This is a genomic window from Pseudomonas sp. LBUM1661, from assembly GCF_059695925.1.
Genome location: NZ_CP166794.1, coordinates 1126339 through 1143938, shown reverse-complemented (window position 1 = coordinate 1143938; position 17600 = coordinate 1126339). Strand labels below are relative to the sequence as shown.

16 protein-coding genes are annotated in these 17600 nt (G+C 60.3%); 6 read left to right on the top strand and 10 right to left on the bottom strand.

What is annotated here, in order from left to right:
- Positions 1-44: 44 nt before the first annotated feature.
- The 6 genes from era to lptF all read right to left on the bottom strand — a co-directional run bounded on the left by era (position 45) and on the right by lptF (position 6817).
- Positions 45-947, bottom strand: a complete 903-nt coding sequence (era, locus tag ACA057_RS05220; RefSeq protein WP_059403406.1) for a GTPase Era — start codon at positions 945-947, stop codon at positions 45-47.
- Positions 940-1629: a ribonuclease III gene (rnc, locus tag ACA057_RS05215; RefSeq protein ID WP_059403405.1), complete on the bottom strand. Its 690-nt coding sequence runs from the start codon at positions 1627-1629 to the stop codon at positions 940-942. Before rnc ends, era begins: the two co-directional genes overlap by 8 nt.
- A gap of 184 nt (positions 1630-1813) precedes the next feature.
- Entirely contained in the window at positions 1814-2668 is an 855-nt protein-coding gene (gene lepB / locus ACA057_RS05210; RefSeq protein ID WP_497346456.1) for a signal peptidase I, read from the bottom strand.
- Between the two features lie 5 nt (positions 2669-2673).
- Positions 2674-4473 carry a translation elongation factor 4 gene (lepA, locus tag ACA057_RS05205; protein WP_401356520.1) on the bottom strand — a complete coding sequence of 600 codons (1800 nt, stop codon included), beginning with the start codon at positions 4471-4473 and terminating at the stop codon, positions 2674-2676.
- A 171-nt stretch (positions 4474-4644) separates the two neighbouring features.
- Positions 4645-5706, bottom strand: coding sequence for an LPS export ABC transporter permease LptG (lptG, locus tag ACA057_RS05200; RefSeq protein ID WP_497346454.1), 1062 nt, complete (start codon positions 5704-5706; stop codon positions 4645-4647).
- A complete protein-coding gene (gene lptF, locus ACA057_RS05195) occupies positions 5699-6817 on the bottom strand; it encodes an LPS export ABC transporter permease LptF (protein WP_497346452.1) in 1119 nt (372 codons plus the stop codon). The genes lptG and lptF overlap by 8 nt, the downstream gene beginning before the upstream one ends.
- 415 nt (positions 6818-7232) lie before the next feature.
- On the opposite strand from lptF, the gene ACA057_RS05190 reads away from it, so the two are divergent.
- Genes ACA057_RS05190 through ACA057_RS05180 form a run of 3 tightly spaced genes read left to right on the top strand, consistent with a single transcriptional unit; the run spans position 7233 to position 9610 of the window.
- On the top strand, positions 7233-8723 hold the full coding sequence (locus ACA057_RS05190) for a leucyl aminopeptidase (RefSeq protein WP_497346450.1): 1491 nt from the start codon (positions 7233-7235) through the stop codon (positions 8721-8723).
- 60 nt (positions 8724-8783) lie between these two features.
- Entirely contained in the window at positions 8784-9212 is a 429-nt protein-coding gene (locus ACA057_RS05185; RefSeq protein WP_497346448.1) for a DNA polymerase III subunit chi, read from the top strand.
- Between the two features lie 8 nt (positions 9213-9220).
- Positions 9221-9610 (top strand): DNA polymerase III subunit chi, encoded by a 390-nt coding sequence (locus tag ACA057_RS05180; RefSeq protein WP_401356508.1) that lies wholly within the window; start codon positions 9221-9223, stop codon positions 9608-9610.
- A gap of 108 nt (positions 9611-9718) precedes the next feature.
- On the opposite strand, the gene ACA057_RS05175 is transcribed toward ACA057_RS05180, so the two are convergent.
- The gene (locus tag ACA057_RS05175) at positions 9719-10486 is read right to left on the bottom strand and encodes a sulfite exporter TauE/SafE family protein (protein ID WP_497346446.1); all 768 of its coding nucleotides are present in this window, start codon (positions 10484-10486) and stop codon (positions 9719-9721) included.
- 185 nt (positions 10487-10671) lie between these two features.
- On the opposite strand from ACA057_RS05175, the gene xseA reads away from it, so the two are divergent.
- Both xseA and ACA057_RS05165 read left to right on the top strand, forming a co-directional pair.
- On the top strand, positions 10672-12051 hold the full coding sequence (gene xseA / locus ACA057_RS05170) for an exodeoxyribonuclease VII large subunit (RefSeq protein ID WP_497346444.1): 1380 nt from the start codon (positions 10672-10674) through the stop codon (positions 12049-12051).
- 3 nt (positions 12052-12054) lie between these two features.
- On the top strand, positions 12055-12876 hold the full coding sequence (locus tag ACA057_RS05165; RefSeq protein WP_497346442.1) for a peptidoglycan DD-metalloendopeptidase family protein: 822 nt from the start codon (positions 12055-12057) through the stop codon (positions 12874-12876).
- Positions 12877-13011: 135 nt separating this feature from the next.
- On the opposite strand, the gene ACA057_RS05160 is transcribed toward ACA057_RS05165, so the two are convergent.
- Positions 13012-13368, bottom strand: a complete 357-nt coding sequence (locus ACA057_RS05160) for a hypothetical protein (protein WP_497346440.1) — start codon at positions 13366-13368, stop codon at positions 13012-13014.
- A gap of 396 nt (positions 13369-13764) precedes the next feature.
- On the opposite strand from ACA057_RS05160, the gene leuA reads away from it, so the two are divergent.
- The gene (gene leuA / locus ACA057_RS05155) at positions 13765-15444 is read left to right on the top strand and encodes a 2-isopropylmalate synthase (RefSeq protein ID WP_401356494.1); all 1680 of its coding nucleotides are present in this window, start codon (positions 13765-13767) and stop codon (positions 15442-15444) included.
- Positions 15445-15649: 205 nt separating this feature from the next.
- On the opposite strand, the gene ACA057_RS05150 is transcribed toward leuA, so the two are convergent.
- Both ACA057_RS05150 and ACA057_RS05145 read right to left on the bottom strand, forming a co-directional pair.
- Positions 15650-16441, bottom strand: a complete 792-nt coding sequence (locus ACA057_RS05150; RefSeq protein WP_497346438.1) for an amidohydrolase — start codon at positions 16439-16441, stop codon at positions 15650-15652.
- The gene (locus tag ACA057_RS05145; RefSeq protein ID WP_497346437.1) at positions 16429-17577 is read right to left on the bottom strand and encodes a pyridoxal phosphate-dependent aminotransferase; all 1149 of its coding nucleotides are present in this window, start codon (positions 17575-17577) and stop codon (positions 16429-16431) included. Before ACA057_RS05145 ends, ACA057_RS05150 begins: the two co-directional genes overlap by 13 nt.
- Between the last annotated feature and the right edge of the window lie 23 nt (positions 17578-17600).

Here is a 17600-nt window from a genome sequence, read left to right as displayed (position 1 = left end):
CAGGCTCGCTCCCACAGGGTACTTCGGTGTATCAGGAACCGGTGTTACAAGTCGCCGTAACCCAGCGAACGCAACGCGCGCTCGTCGTCGGACCAGCCGCCTTTCACTTTCACCCAGAGGTTGAGCATGATCTTGGAGTCGAACAGCAGCTCCATGTCCTTGCGCGCCTCGGTGCCAATGCGTTTGATCCGCTCACCCTTGTCGCCAATGATGATTTTCTTCTGGCCGTCACGTTCCACGAGGATCAACGCATGAATGTGCAGGGTTTTCCCCTGCTGCTTGAACTCTTCGATTTCCACGGTGATCTGGTACGGCAGCTCGGCGCCCATCTGGCGCATGATTTTCTCGCGCACCAGTTCAGCGGCGAGGAAGCGGCTGCTGCGGTCGGTGATCTGGTCTTCCGGGAAGAAGTGATCGTTTTCCGGCAGGTAACCGGCAATCACCCGCTCCAGCGCTTCGAGGTTGTGCCCGTGCTGGGCCGAGATCGGCATGATCTGCGCGTTCGGCAGCTGCTCCTGCAACCAGCTCAGGTGCGGCATCAGCTCGGCTTTGTCTTCGATGCGGTCGGTCTTGTTCAGCGCCACGATCAGCGGGCCGGTCACGTACTGGACGCGCTCGAGGACCATCTGGTCTTCGTCGGTCCACTTGGTGCGGTCCACCACGAAGATCACCACGTCGACGTCTTTCAACGCGGCCGAAGCGGTCTTGTTCATGTAGCGGTTCAGGGCCTTTTCGCCGCCCTTGTGCATGCCCGGGGTATCGACGTAGATCGCCTGCACGGCGCCTTCGGTCTTGATGCCCAGCATGTTGTGGCGAGTGGTCTGAGGCTTGCGCGAGGTGATCGCCAGCTTCTGACCGAGGATGTGGTTCAGCAGCGTGGACTTGCCCACGTTCGGACGGCCGACGATGGCGACATAGCCACAGCGAGTTGCAGTTGAATCAGTCATGGCCATTCTCCACGCCCAGGGCAATCAGTGCTGCGGCGGCCGCTACCTGTTCGGCAATACGACGGCTCACACCCTGACCTCGGCTTTTTTCATTCAGTAAGGTGATTTCACATTCGACGAAGAACGTCCGGCAATGCGGTTCACCCTGGATATCCACCACTTCGTAACGTGGCAGCTCACAGCCCCGCGACTGCAGAAACTCTTGCAGGCGGGTTTTCGGATCTTTGTTGGTGTCGACCAGCGTCAGGCCTTCGAACTCACCGGCCAGCCAGGCCAGCACGCGTTCGCGCGCCATGTCCATGCCGGCGTCCAGGTAGATCGCACCAATCAGCGCTTCCAGGGCATCGGCCAGAATCGACTCGCGACGGAAACCGCCGCTTTTCAACTCACCGGAACCCAGGCGCAGGTAATCGCCCAGATCGAAACCGCGGGCCAGTACGGCCAAGGTCTCACCTTTCACCAGGCGGGCGCGCAAACGCGACAGCTGGCCTTCGCGCGCCAGCGGGAAGCGATCGAACAGCGCCTCGCCGGCGACGAAGTTAAGGATGGCATCACCGAGGAATTCCAGGCGTTCGTTGTTACGCCCGGCAAAGCTGCGGTGAGTCAGGGCCAGGACCATCAGTTCCTGATCCTTGAAGGTGTAGCCGAGCTGACGCTCGAGACGGCTTAAGGAGACGCTCACGGTTTACCCACGCTGAGTTCGTGGTTGGATTCCACCGCCATCGCCGTGGTGCGGCGCAGGCTTGGGACACTTAACGCTGTGTTCAAAAATTACGTCCTGAATATCATTGTTTTCATGCTTCCGGTGCCGATTGTGCCGACTCCAGAAATGCATTCGGCGCTGTGTTCAACAGCGCCGTGTGTGATTACTTGATCAGGCCAACCCGCGAGAAATTCGGCAGGTGACTGAGTTTAGGTTCCGGCCAGCTCATCCAGACTGCGAAGGCCTTGCCGACGATATTCTTGTCGGGAACCATGCCCAGCAGATCCTTGGGAATGCTCGGATCATCCCAGTAGCGACTGTCATTCGAGTTGTCGCGGTTGTCGCCCATCATGAAGTAGTGCCCGGCAGGCACGGTCCAGGTACGGTCCGGCGATGCCCGATAGCGGCTCATTTCCTTGCGGATCAGGTGCTCGGCGACGCCGAGTTTTTCCTTGTAGAGCTCGGCGCTGCCCAACGTGCCCGGCTCGGAACCGACCAGTTGTTCGGCGATCGACTCGCCGTTGACGAACAGACGCTTGTCAGCGGTGTAACGAATCTGGTCACCCGGCAGGCCCACCACACGTTTAATGTAGTTGACGTTCGGATCGCTCGGGTAGCGGAACACCATCACATCGCCGCGCTGCGGATCACCGACTTCGATGACTTTCTTGTCGATCACCGGCAGGCGGATCCCGTAAGAAAACTTGTTCACCAGAATGAAGTCGCCAACGTCCAGGGTCGGTTTCATCGAGCCGGACGGAATCTGGAACGGTTCCACCAGGAACGAACGCAGGACCAGCACGATGAACAACACCGGGAAGAACGACTTGCCGTATTCGACCAGCAGCGGCTCTTTGTTCAGTTTCTCGACCACCAACCCGTCAGGCTGGCTGACGCTGCCCTGATAGGAGGCAATGGCAGCACGCCGACGCGGCGCCAGGAAAACCAGATCGAGCAACGCCAACAGGCCGCAGACGAACACGGCGATGACCAGCAACAGCGGGAAATTTAGTGACATAGGACCTAACTATCCAACCTGAGCACTGCAAGGAAGGCTTCTTGTGGAATTTCCACGTTGCCGACTTGCTTCATGCGTTTTTTACCGGCCTTTTGCTTCTCCAGCAGTTTTTTCTTACGGCTAACGTCACCGCCGTAGCATTTGGCCAATACGTTCTTTCTGAGTGCCTTGACGGAGGTCCGCGCAATGATCTGCCCGCCAATGGCGGCCTGGATCGCGACGTCGAACATCTGGCGCGGAATCAGCTCTTTCATCTTCTCGGTCAACTGGCGACCTTTGTAGTGCGCGTTATCCTTGTGCACGATCAGCGCCAGGGCGTCGACCTTGTCACCGTTGATCAGCACATCCAGTTTCACCAGATTAGCCGATTGATAACGATCGAAATGGTAATCCAGCGACGCATAGCCACGGCTGGTCGACTTCAGACGGTCGAAGAAGTCCAGGACCACTTCGTTCATCGGCAAATCGTAGGTCACCTGGACCTGAGTACCGAGGAACAGCATGTCGTGCTGCACGCCACGCTTCTCGATGCACAGGGTAATGACGTTGCCCAGGTGCTCTTGCGGCACAAGAATATTGGCCCGCACGATCGGTTCACGCATGTCTTCGATCGAGGACAGGTCCGGCAGCTTCGACGGGTTATCGACGTAAATCGTTTCACCGGTTTTCAGCAACAGCTCGAAAATAACCGTCGGCGCGGTGGTGATCAGGTCCAGGTCGTACTCGCGCTCCAGGCGCTCCTGGATGATTTCCATGTGCAGCATGCCGAGGAACCCGCAACGGAAGCCGAAGCCCAGGGCATCGGAGCTTTCCGGGGTGTACTGCAGGGACGAATCGTTGAGCGTGAGCTTTTGCAGCGCTTCACGGAAATCTTCGAAGTCGTCGGAGCTGACCGGGAACAGGCCCGCGTAAACCTGCGGCTGAATGCGTTTGAAACCTGGCAGTACGTCAACGTCGGGGGTGGAGCTCAAGGTCAGGGTGTCACCGACCGGCGCCCCGTGGATGTCCTTGATACCGGCGATGATGAAGCCTACTTCACCGGCCTTCAGGTCAACGGTCGCGGTGTGTTTCGGGTTGAAGACACCGACACTGTCCACCAGGTGGATCTTGCCGGTGGACTTGACCAGAATCTTGTCGCCCTTCTTCACACGACCGTGACGTACACGTACCAGGGAGACAACGCCCAGGTAGTTGTCGAACCAGGAATCGATGATCAACGCTTGCAGCGGATCTTCGTAGTTACCGGTTGGCGCAGGAATGGTAGCGACCAGACGCTCGAGCACTTCGTCGACACCCAGGCCAGTCTTGGCGCTGCACTCGACCGCATCGGTAGCATCGATGCCGATGATTTTCTCGATTTCTTCTTTGACGCGGTCCGGATCGGCCTGTGGCAGGTCGATCTTGTTCAGGACCGGCATGACTTCCAGGCCCTGCTCGATCGCCGTGTAGCAGTTGGCAACCGACTGCGCCTCAACGCCCTGACCGGCATCGACCACCAGCAACGCACCTTCACAAGCCGCCAGCGACCGGCTGACTTCGTAGGTGAAGTCAACGTGGCCCGGGGTGTCAATGAAGTTCAGCTGATACTTGATGCCGTCTTTGGCGGTGTAATACAGGGTGACGCTGTGGGCCTTGATGGTGATCCCGCGTTCACGTTCCAGGTCCATGGAGTCCAGCACCTGGGCTTCCATTTCGCGCTCGGCAAGGCCGCCGCACATCTGGATGAAGCGATCGGCCAGCGTCGACTTGCCATGGTCAATGTGGGCGATGATGGAGAAATTGCGGATATGACTCAAATCACTCACGGATCAACACTCAAAAAGGCTGCAGGCATAGCCCGCCGAAAAATAGCCGGGAATTGTACCTGATCCACGGCGCAAGCGTCACGTTCGCAGGTCAGACGGCGCGTACAAAAACGCCCCGGTCTTGCGACAGGGGCGTTTTTGCTCATCAGCCAGGCCGGAAAATGCCCGGGATCAACCGGCGCGGCGCAACATCCAGAGCCCGGCCAAGGCACACACACTGGCCGGCAACAGCACCGCAACCAGCGGCGGGAAGCCGAACACCAGGCTCGAAGGCCCCAGCAGATCCTGGACGATACGGAAGGTAAAGCCCACCAGCACACCGGTGAACACGCGCTGACCGAGAGTGACCGAGCGCAGCGGACCGAAGATGAAGGAGATCGCCATCAGCACCAGCGCAGCGGTGACAAACGGTTGCAACACCTTGACCCAAAATGCCAGCCAGTAGCGACCATTGCTCAGCCCCTGGTCAGCCAGGTAGTGGATGTAGCCCCACAGACCGGTAATCGACAGCGAATCGGGCGACATCACCACGGTACTGAGCAATTGCGGGCTCAGCGCCACGTTCCAGCGCTCGACCGGCGCGGTGACCACTTCCGTCCTTTTTTCGTGGAACAGGGTGGTCGTGACGTCGCTTAGCTGCCAGTGATCCTTGTCGAATTCCGCGCGTTTGGCGAAGCTCGAAGACAGCATGTGGCGTTGATCGTCGAAGCGATAACGGGTGACGCCATACAGCAAGCCGTTCGGCTGCACGGAGTTGACGTGAATGAACTCGTCACCCTGGCGGTGCCACAGACCATGCTTGGCGCTTTGCGCATCGCCGCTGCCCTGGGCCAGGGAGCGATTGGCCTGAGCCGTGACTTCCGTCGCCGGCGCGATGTACTCGCCAATGACCAGCCCCACCACCATCAGCACCAGCATCGGCTTCATGACCGCCCAGACGATCCGCCCGACCGACACACCCGCAGCGCGCATGATGGTCAGTTCGCTGTGGCTGGCCAGGCTGCCGAGGCCGATCAGGCAGCCGATCAGCGCCGCCATCGGCAACATGTCGTAAAGGCGACGCGGCGCGGTCAGCAGGACATAACTCAGTACATCGACCAAGGTGTAGGTATCGCTGACTTCACCCATTTCGTCGATAAAGGCAAACAGCGTCGCCAGACCGAGAATGATCCCCAGCACCGCCAGAATCGCTACGAATACGCTGCTACCGATGTAGCGATCGAGCTTAACCACGGGCCACCTCCAGCGCGCTGCGGCGACTCGCCAGCTTCAACTTCAGGGTTTCCCAATAGAGCAGACCCAGGCCGATGACCAGGAAGATTGCATGCACCCACCACAAGCCCAGCGCGGGCGGAATCTTGCCCTTTTCGAGGGCGCCGCGAGCGGCAATCAGGATGCTCAGGTAAGCCATATAAAGAAGAATCGCCGGCAGCAGTTTGAGGAAACGGCCTTGACGCGGATTGACCCGCGACAGCGGCACCGCCATCAGGGTCACGATGAACACCAGCAATGGCAGGGACAGGCGCCACTGCAATTCGGCGTTCGAACGGATGTCGTCATTGTCCAGCAAGGAACGGGTCGTCAGGGCATCACGATCCGTGACTTCGTCGCTGACGTCCGGCTTAGGCAGCAATACGCCGTACTCGTCGTACTTGATCGCCCGGTAGTCGGCCTGCCCCGGATTACCGTCGTAGCGATAGCCGTTGTCGAGAATCAGGTAGCGGTTACCGTCGGGACGGATTTCCTGGCGACCTCTCTCGGCCACCAGCACGGAAATCCCGCGGTCCTTATTGTCCGAATTGACGTTCTTTTGCGAGATGAAGACGCCACCGAGATTGATGCGGTCATCCGACAGCGTTTCGGTGTAGGTCACCCGTGTTCCGTCACGCAGCGCCTGGAAGCGGCCCGGCTCAAGGGTGTCGAATTCAGTCAGCGCGTCCTGCTTGTTCAGCAGCAACTGGAACTGATTGGCCCCTTGCGGCGCCAGGCTCAGGCTCAGCCAGGCCACGACCAGCGCAACCAGGGTGGCCGGGAAAAAGGTCATGGCCAGCAGACGCTGCTGACTCATGCCGGTGGCCGACAGCACGGTCATTTCACTTTCCAGGTACAACCGGCCATACGACAGCAGAATCCCCAGGAACAACCCCAATGGCAGGATCAGTTGCAGGAAACCCGGCAGGCGAAAGCCCATGATCAAAAACAGTGAACCCGGATCCAGCAGGCCCGAAGCCGCCTGGGCGAGGTATTTGATGAAGCGACCGCTCATGATGATGACCAGCAGCACGGCGCTGACGGCGCTCAAGGTCAACAGGACTTCGCGGGATAAATAACGGAAGACAATCAAACCAGACACTCCAGGGTTGTCAGGCTAAGGCGGCCAAACAAGCAAACGTATCAGACAGCCCGCAGGACAGGGCTGCCGAAAAAGATGGGCATTATCCTGTGATTGGGTGCACCTGTCACTGCGCAATGCATTGGCATGAGGACTGTAGGAGCGAGCTCGCTCGCGAAGGTCGTCAACGATAACGAGTAAATCCTGACCCCCCACAGCGCTCTCGGGTTTTTCGCCGGCAAGCCAGCTCCTACAATGGCCGGTAATCATTGAAGATCGTACAACCGAGGGTTGTCAGGCGCTGGTAGCGAGGTTCAAACTGCGGCCTTTGTCGCAAGCCGTGACTTGCGTCTTTCTGTTTATAAGCAAGCTCGAAGGCATTTCCTCGAGCACTTGCGTGTTGACCCAATCATTCAGGGACCCGGACATGGAACTGGTTGTAAAAAGCGTTAGCCCAGAAACGTTGAAAACCGCCACGCTGGTCGTCGCCGTCGGCGAAGGCCGCAAGCTCGGTGCCGTGGCCAAACAACTCGACGAACTGAGCGGCGGCGCCATCAGCGCTGTGCTCAAGCGCGGCGACCTGGCCGGCAAGGTTGGCCAAAGCCTGTTGCTGCACAGCCTGCCTAACCTCAAGGCCGAACGCGTGCTGCTGGTGGGCGTGGGCAAGGACGAAGAGCTGGGCGATCGCCCGTTCCGTAAAATCGTCGCCGGTATTCTCAACACCCTGAAAAGCCTGGGCGGCAGCGATGCAGTGCTGGCCCTGGACGAAGTCGTGGTCAAGGGCCGCGACAGCTACGGCAAGACTCGCCTGCTGGCCGAAACCCTGGTGGACGGCGAATACACCTTCGACCAGTTCAAAAGCCAGAAAGCCGAGCCGCGCGCCCTGAAGAAAGTCACCTTGGTGACCATCAAGGCGGCACAGGCTGAAATCGAACGCGCCGTGGCCCACGCCACCGCTATCGCCAACGGCATGGCGTTTACCCGCGACCTGGGCAACCTGCCGCCGAACATCTGCCACCCGACGTTCCTGGGCGAACAAGCCAAGAACCTGGGCAAAGAATTCAAGAGCCTGAAAGTCGAAGTCCTCGATGAGAAGAAGATCAAGGACCTGGGCATGGGCTCGTTCTACGCCGTCGGCCAGGGCAGCGCCCAGCCGCCGCGCCTGATCGTCATGCAATACAACGGCGGCAAGAAATCCGAGAAGCCGTACGCACTGGTCGGCAAAGGCATCACCTTCGACACCGGTGGTATCAGCCTGAAGCCGGGCGCCGGCATGGATGAAATGAAGTACGACATGGGCGGCGCTGCCAGCGTCTTCGGTACCCTGCGTGCCGTGCTCGAACTGAAACTGCCGATCAACCTGGTGTGCATCCTGGCCTGCGCCGAGAACATGCCGAGCGGCAACGCTTCGCGCCCGGGCGACATCGTCACCACCATGAGCGGCCAGACCGTGGAAATCCTCAACACCGACGCTGAAGGCCGTCTGGTGCTGTGCGATGCCCTGACCTACTCTGAACGCTTCAAGCCGCAAGCGGTGATCGACATCGCGACCCTGACCGGCGCTTGCGTCGTCGCATTGGGTTCCCACACCTCGGGCCTGCTGGGCAACAACGATGAACTGATCGGCCAGCTGTTGAGCGCCGGCCAGTCCGCCGACGACCGCGCCTGGCAACTGCCGCTGTTCGATGAGTATCAAGAACAGCTGGACAGCCCGTTCGCCGACATCGCCAACATTGGCGGCCCGAAAGCCGGCACCATCACGGCGGCCTGCTTCCTGTCGCGTTTCACCAAGAACCTCAACTGGGCGCACCTGGACATCGCCGGCACGGCCTGGACCAGCGGCGGCAAGGACAAGGGCGCCACTGGCCGTCCGGTTCCCCTGCTGACTCAATACCTGCTGGATCGCGCCAAAGCCTGAAACCGATGACCCTGGGCGGCGTTGCTTGCGGGCAGCGCCGCGCTCGGTCAAGGAACCGCAATGACCAAAGTCGACTTCTATATCCTGCCCAGCGCCGATCCTTCGGCACGGCTGGATTTCGCCTGCAAGCTCACCGAAAAAGCCTGGCGCATGGGCCATCGCATCTACCTGCATTGCAGCGATGCCGCCCAGCGCGAGAATCTCGATGCGCGCCTGTGGGCCTTCAAGGGCGAAAGTTTCGTGCCCCACGGCCCCGCCGAAAGCGAACCGGATGGTTTGATTGTGTTGGGTCTTGGCGATGACTGCGGTCAGCATCAGGACCTGCTGGTCAACCTCGACCTGAAAGTCCCGGCCTTCGCCCAGCGTTTCGCCCGCGTGGCGGAAGTGGTGGTGGAAGATCCGACGATTCGACAGGCCGCGCGGGAGAGTTTCCGTTTCTACCGCGAACAGGGCTATCCTCTGCAAGATCACCGTTTACAGCGACTCTGAGCATTCCGATGGACACTCCAAAACCGCAACAACAGTCCGCGCACCTGCTGGATGACCTTGAGTCGATCCGCCAACTGCTCGGCGATGACAACCTGCAACCACCGCTGCTGACCGACACGGTCGAGGACGGTGATCAGGAACAGATTCCGATGTTGTTCGATACGGTCGCCGCCGCGCCCCAGCCTGTCGAACCGACACCACCCGCCCCGGCCGCCCCACCGGCTCCGGTCGTCAGCAAGAACCCCGACGACCTGCTGCACCTGGACAGCGAACTTCGCGCCGCCGCGCAATTGATCATGCAAGACGTGATCGACGACTTCGCCCCGCACATCGAAACCGAAATCAAACGCCGCCTCAGCGCGCGGCTGGAACGGTTGTTGAGCCAGTACAACGACTGACCATCGTCTGTACGCGGACTTTTTTTGTAGGAGCGAGGCTTGCCCGCGAAGGCGTCCTCGAGATCGCCTTCGCGGGCAAGCCTGGCTCCTACGAAGAGCGGGCCTTGGTTAGCTGCTTAGATAGCGCCCGATCAAGGCGATCCCGCTCGCCAGCACCAACCACGTCACCAGCCGCACGAACGCTTCGCGGGACAGGCGCAAGGTCAACCGCCGGCCGATCCACAGCCCCAGCACCATGGCCGGCAACAAACACAGCGCCAGCATCAACAACGGCAGCTCGGCATAAACACCCGCGATAGCAAACAGGCTCAACCGCACCACCGTGCTGCAACTGATCAACGCACTTTGCGTCGCCCGGGCCGCGTCCTTGGGCAAGCGACTGTTCAAATAGATCGCATACAAAAAGCCGCCACTGCCAAACAGCGCCCCGAACATCCCGCCCACCGTGCCCATCGGCAACGCCCAACCCGCTGATAATTGCGTCGGACGGGTTTTGACCCACAGGCTATAAACCGCATAGGCGCTGATAAACAGCCCCATCAAGAGCAGCAACAGGTCGGATTTGAGGTTCAGCAGAAAAATCACCCCCAACGTGCAACCCACCGCCATGCACGGCAGCAATCGCAGCAACTCCAGCCTGGCCACATCGCGCCGCGAGGGCAGCAGATTGCCAAACGCCGCGACGAAATCCAGCAGCACCAGCAGCGGCACGATCTTCGACAGCGGCATGAACAGAATCAAAATTGGCCCGGCCACCAGCGCCGTGCCGAAACCGGCGATGCCAAACACGATGTAGGCCAGGGCAATGCCCAACCCGATCACCAGCCAACCCACCGCCCCGAATGGCCATTGGTTTAACAACTCAAGCACGCTCATCTCAATGTCTTCCTTGAATATTGCTGACGACGTCGAACCTGTGGGAGCGGGCTTGCTCGCGAAAGCGATGTGTCAGTCGATGTAGCGGCTGGATGTTAAACCGTATTCGCGAGCAAGCCCGCTCCCACAAGGGATTTTCGCTGACTCATGGAGATTCGCGGGCGAATGCCTTTAAACTGCGCCCCATGATTAAAGATCCCTTTGCAAGACTCGGCCTGGACCGTGAAGTCCTGACTGTCAGCCAGCTCAACGGCCGCGCGCGGGTGTTGCTCGAAGACGTGTTCAGCAACATCTGGGTCGAAGGCGAAATCTCCAACCTCGCCCGCCCGGCGTCTGGCCATGTGTATTTCACCCTCAAGGACAGCGGCGCCCAGGTGCGTTGCGCATTGTTCCGGCAGAACGCGGCGCGGGTTCGCCAGGCGTTGAAGGACGGTCTGGCGGTCAAGGTGCGCGGCAAGGTCTCGCTGTTCGAGGGGCGTGGCGACTATCAACTGATCCTCGACACCGTGGAGCCGGCCGGCGACGGCGCCCTGCGTCTGGCCTTCGATGCCCTGAAAGAAAAGCTCAGCGCCGAAGGCCTGTTCAGTGCCGAGCGCAAAGTGCCGCTGCCGGCGCACCCGCAGCGCATCGGCATCATCAGCTCGCCCACCGGCGCGGTGATCCGCGACATCATCAGCGTGTTCCGCCGCCGTGCGCCGCAGGTGCAACTGACGCTGATCCCCACGGCCGTGCAGGGGCGCGAGGCCACCGCGCAAATTGTCCGCGCACTGAAACTGGCGGATGCCCGAGGTTTCGACGCGCTGATCCTGGCCCGTGGCGGCGGTTCGCTGGAAGACCTCTGGTGTTTCAACGAAGAAGCCGTGGCCCGTGCCGTGGATGCCTGCGTGACGCCGATCGTCAGCGCCGTCGGCCATGAAACCGATGTCTCGATCAGCGACTTCGTCGCCGACGTTCGCGCTCCAACGCCCTCCGCCGCCGCCGAATTGCTCTCACCGGATTCCAGCGACCTGGTGCGTCGGGTCGAAAGCCTGCATCGACGGTTGGTGATGCGCATGCGCGACCGTTTGATGCGTGATCGCCTGCGCCTGGAAGGCATTTCCCGTCGCTTGCGCCATCCCGGTGAACGCCTGCGCCAGCAAGCGCAGCGCCTGGATGACCTCGACATGCGCATGCGCCGCGCCTTCGAACGCAGCCTCAACACCCGCCGCGAACGACTGATTCGCCTTGAAACCCGCCTCGCCGGGCAGCATCCGGGGCGGCAACTGGCGATGCTCCGCCAGCGCCTCGACAGCCTCGCCGAACGCTTGCCCCGCGCCATGCGCGAAGGCTTGAAGGGCCGCCGCCTGCAACTGCAAAGCCAGATGCAGACGTTGCATGTGGTCAGCCCCTTGGCGACCCTCGGCCGTGGCTACAGCATTCTGCTGGACGAACGCGGCAACGCGATCCGTAACGCCGCGCAGACCCACACCGGCCAACGCCTGAAAGCCAAACTCGGTGAAGGCGAACTGCAAGTGCGGGTCGAAGACAATCACCTGACGCCCGTCACCCTTTCTTTACTGGATTGATCCATGCCGCGTTTTTTCGCTCCGCTGCTGTTGCTGTGCCTGACCTTCAACGCCCACGCCGACAGCTACATCACCCGTCTGTTGAACAAACCGGTGCCGGGCGGCGTGGCCGTGGTGGACCTGGGTTCCGCGGCCCAGGCGCCAAAGGCCAGCTATCAGGGCAAACCGGTGCTGGTGGTCAAGGAACAGAACAACTGGCTGGCGATTGTCGGCGTGCCGTTGACGGTCAAGCCGGGGACACAGCAGGTCAGCAGTGGCGGGCGTAATCTGAGCTTCACCGTCGGCAACAAAAAATACCCGGAACAGCGCATCACCCTGAAGAATACGCAGCAGGTCAATCCAGACCCGGAAAACCTCAAGCGCATCGAGCGCGAACTGGCCGAGCAGATTGCGGCCTACCGCACCTTCAGCCCGAACACACCGAGCAATTTGCTGTTGGACAAACCGGTCAACGGGCCGCTGTCGAGCAAGTTCGGCGTGCGCCGCTTCTTCAACGGTGAAGAGCGTAATCCTCACTCCGGCCTTGATTTCGCCGTGGGCGCAGGCACACCGATCAAGACCCCGGCGGCGGGCAAGGTGATTCTGATCGGCAACTATTTCTTTAATGGCAACACGGTGTTTGTCGACCATGGCCAAGGGTTTATCAGCATGTTTTGCCACATGTCGAAGATTGATGTGCAGGTCGGGCAGCAAATGGCTCGTGGCGGAGTGGTGGGCAAGGTGGGTTCGACCGGGCGGGCGACCGGGCCGCATATGCACTGGAATATCAGCCTGAATGATGCACGGGTGGACCCGGCGATCTTCATTGGTGCCTTTCAGCCTTGAATCTGCGGTGAGGCTACCGGCCTCTTCGCGGGCAAGCCCGCTCCCACAATGATCTATGGTGTACGTAAAACCTGTGGGAGCGGGCTTGCCCGCGAAGGCGGCCTCGCAGGCGGCGCGAAATAACCCGCAAGCCGCTTATTCAGCCTCAAGATCCTCAATCCCATGAATCTCCCTGTGCGCCTGGCGCTCTTTGATCCATGCCTGGGTTTCCTCCGAGAAGCCAGCCAACTCTTGCGGCGTGATCAATTCATGGGTACACAACCCCAACAAATGAGCAGGCGCCTCATTGCGTGAATGACTGAAAACTCCAAACGCCCAATACAGCTCCTGTTGACCGGCCTTCAGCCTTTCTTCGCTGGCCTCTATCCGCTCATAAGGTGCCAGGCTTTTATCCAGCACCGTGCGCTCGACCTCTTCCATGATCCGGACACACATCCGCTCATGGGCCATAGGACGCAGCGCGCTATAAAGTTTCCAATCCGACTCGTTCATTGCCGACTCCTGCCTGCCAGTCGCCTGTTGAGGCTTTAAGAATAGCTGGGCTGGTACGGCCCATCAGCCGCATCCTTCGATTGCGCATCGCTCAAACCTCGCGCAAACATCCGAAGAATCAGCGTCTTCAAGAACAATAAAATCGCGGCAAATACGCTTTTACGAGGATTCCTCTCAATTTTTTTCGACTGCTTGCCATCCTTCCCCCTCGCGGTTAGGGTTGAAGGCATGAAAACCTCTCACACCCTCATTCAGCTTCGCCAGCACCGCAGTCTGTGCCTTGTCAGTGCACGACTGCCGGGCTGAATCGCGGTGCCTCGTCCTGTGCTTTATCCTCTTAACTTTTGATCCACCGGCAGGCCGCCTTTTTTCGGCCCACACAATAAGGATTTCCCGATGAGCATGCTCAAAGACCCGTCTTCGAAATACCGCGCGTTCCCGACCATCGATATCCCGGATCGCACCTGGCCGTCGAAGACCATCACCGCAGCACCGATCTGGTGCAGTTCGGACTTGCGTGACGGCAACCAGTCGCTGATCGAGCCAATGGACGCGGTGAAGAAGCTGCGTTTCTGGAAAACCCTGGTGTCGGTGGGCGTGAAAGAAATCGAAGCGTCGTTCCCGGCCGCTTCGCAAACCGACTTCGACTTCGTTCGTACCCTGATCGAAGGCAACCACATCCCGGACGACACCACCATTCAGGTGCTGACCCAGGGTCGTGAAGACCTGATCGAGCGCACCTTCGAATCCCTGCGCGGCGCGAAAAAAGCCATCGTCCACCTGTACAACGCCACCTCCCCTTCCTTCCGCCGCATTGTCTTCAACCAGGACAAGGACGGGATCAAGGAAATCGCCGTGAGCGCGGCCAAGCTGTTTGTCAAATACGCCGCCCAGCAGCCGGACACCGAGTGGACCTTCGAGTACTCGCCGGAAACCTTCAGCGCGACCGAACTGGAGTTCGCCAAGGAAGTTTGCGACGCAGTGATCGAAGTCTGGAACCCGACGCCTGAACACAAGATGATCCTCAATCTGCCAGCCACCGTCGAATGCGCCACGCCGAACATCTATGCCGACCAGATCGAATGGTTCGGCCGTCACATCAACCGTCGTGACAGCGTGATCATCAGCCTGCACACCCACAACGACCGTGGCACTGGCGTTGCGGCAACTGAACTGGGCCTGATGGCCGGCGCGGACCGTGTCGAAGGCTGCCTGTTCGGCAACGGCGAGCGCACCGGTAACGTCGACCTGGTGACCGTCGCGTTGAACCTCTACACCCAGGGCGTCGACCCTGAGCTGAACTTCTCCGACATCGACGGCGTGCGCAAAGTCGTCGAAGAGTGCAACCAGCTTCCGGTGCACCCGCGTCACCCGTACGTCGGCGACCTGGTTCACACCGCGTTCTCCGGCTCCCACCAGGACGCCATCCGCAAGGGCTTCGCCCAGCAGAAACCGGACGCCCTGTGGGAAGTGCCGTACTTGCCGATCGACCCGGCCGACATCGGCCGCAGCTACGAGGCGGTGATCCGCGTCAACAGCCAGTCGGGCAAGGGCGGTATCGCCTACCTGCTGGAACAGGAATACGGCATCAACTTGCCGCGTCGCATGCAGATCGAATTCAGCCAGGTCGTGCAGCGTGAAACCGATCGCCTGGGCCTGGAGATGACTGCCCAGCAGATCCACGCGCTGCTTCACAGCGAATACTTGCAGGCCAACACCCCGTACGCGCTGGTCAGCCATCGCCTGCAGGAAGAAAACGGCCACAGCGCCGTGGAAGTGGAAGTCTCCGGCCAAGGCCAGGGCGAAACCAACCTGCATTGGCGCGGCAAGGGCAACGGCGCCCTTGAAGCACTGGTGGCCGGCCTGCCGATTCCGGTGGAAATCATGGACTACAACGAACACGCCATCGGCGCGGGCACCAATGCCAAAGCGGCGGCCTACATTGAACTGCGCGTGAACGGTGAGCGTGCGGTGCACGGTGTGGGTATCGATGAGAACATCACGACGGCCAGCTTCAAGGCACTGTTCAGCGCGCTGAATCGCTCGCTGAGCCAGCCGGAAGCGAAAGCGGCGTAAGCCTTCGCTGAAATGCCAAAGGCCCCTTGGTGTGAACCTTGGGGCCTTTTTGTTTGCGTGGTGTTTTTGTGCTGCCTGACCGGGCCTGATCGCGAGCAGGCTCGCTCCCACAATGGGTTTTTGGTGGACACAAAATCTGTGTTCACATTGATCAACTGTGGGAGCGAGCCTGCTCGCGATGAGGCCATATCAGACACCGGAGATCTCAGGTGAACTCAAACGTATCGGCATCCAGATTCGCCGGAAACCGCGTGCGATAAGCTTGAAGGTCGGCAGCATTCAGAACCACCTGAAACACCCCGTCCGCCTCCCCCGCGCTGAGCAACGTCTCGCCCTGGAAATCCAGCACCTGACTGTCGCCGGTATAGGCGAAGCCCTTGCCATCGGTTCCGATGCGGTTCACCGCCGCCACGTAGCAAAGGTTTTCAATCGCCCGCGCCGGCAGCAAACGGTTCCAGTGCTGACGCCGTGCACCCGGCCAGTTGGCGGTGTACAGCAGCAGATCGGTGTCCTGAGCATCGCGGCTCCACACCGGAAAGCGCAGGTCGTAGCAAATCAGCGGCCGCACTCGCCAGCCCTTGAGCTCGAATTGCACCTGACGTTCGCCGGGCGTGTAGTGGTTGTGCTCGCCGGCCATGCGGAACAGGTGGCGCTTGTCGTAATGCAACACCTCCCCGTCCGGTCGCGCCCACAACAGGCGATTGCGGTGGCTGCCGTCAGCTGCCTGGACGATCAGGCTGCCGGTAATCACGGCATCCAGCTTCGCCGCCTGAGCGCGCAACCATTTGCTGGTCGGGCCGTTCTCCGCCTCGGCGAGGGTTTCCGACTCCATGGAAAAACCGGTGGTGAACATCTCCGGCAGGATAATCAGATCAGCTCCGCGAGCCTGCTCGAACAGTTGCTCGAAATGCTCCAGATTGGCCTGGCGGTCATGCCAGGCCAGGGTGGTCTGGATCAGCGCGATGTTCAGATTGGGCAGTGCACTCAGATCACGCATAGTTTTTCCGCCGCTTCACGCAGGGTCTCCTCACGTTTGGCGAAGCACAAGCGCACCAGGCGCTGGCCTTCGGGTGGGGTCTGGTAGAACACCGAGATCGGGATGCTTGCCACGCCATGTTCGCGGGTCATCCACAGCGCCATCTCGACGTCGTTGAGGTCCGGGCGGATCTGCGAGTAATCGACCAACTGGAAATAGGTACCGGTCACGCGGGTAAAACTGAAGCGCGATGGCGTCAGCAAATCGCAGAACAGATCACGCTTGGCCTGATAGAACGCCGGCAGCTGTTCTACATGTTCCGGGTGCTCGGCCATGAAGTCGGCCAACGCATATTGCAGCGGGGTTACGCCGCAGAAACTGACGTATTGGTGAACCTTGCGCAGCTCTGCGGTGAGCGCCGGTGGCGCGACCACGTAGCCGGTTTTCCAGCCGGTGACGTGATAGGTCTTGCCGAAGGAGCTGACCACGAAGGCGCGTTGATACAGCTCTTCGTGATTGAGCACGCTGGCGTGCGGCACACCGTCGTACACCAGGTGTTCGTAGACTTCGTCGCTGACCACATAGATGTCGCGGTCGCGGATCAACGCCGCCAATTGCTCCAGCTCGGCACGGTTGATCAGTGCACCGCTGGGGTTGTGCGGGGTGTTGAGGATGATCATCCGCGTGCGCGGGGTAATGGCTTGGCCGAGCTTCTGGAAGTCGATGGAGAAATCGTTCAGGCCTAGTTGCACGTGCACGCAACGACCACCGGCCAGCTCCACCGAAGGCTCGTAGCTGTCGTAGGCCGGATCGAACACGATGACTTCATCACCACTGTGGATCACCGCCTGAATCGCACAGAAGATCGCCTGGGTCGCGCCGGGGGTGACCGTCACTTCGTGATCGGCATCCACATTGACGCCGTAGTGGCGGGCAATCTTCGCCGCAATCTGCTGACGCAACGCTGGCAGGCCGGTCATCGGCGAATACTGGTTGTGACCGTTGGCAATGTGCCGACCGACCGCATCGCACAGGGCCTGCGGGGCATCAAAATCGGGAAACCCCTGGGACAGGTTCAACGCCCCGGTTTGTGCCGCGAGCTGAGACATCTGAGTGAAGATAGTGATGCCGACATTCGGCAGCTTACTGGTGATCATCGTTGAGTCCCTGCTCTACACCC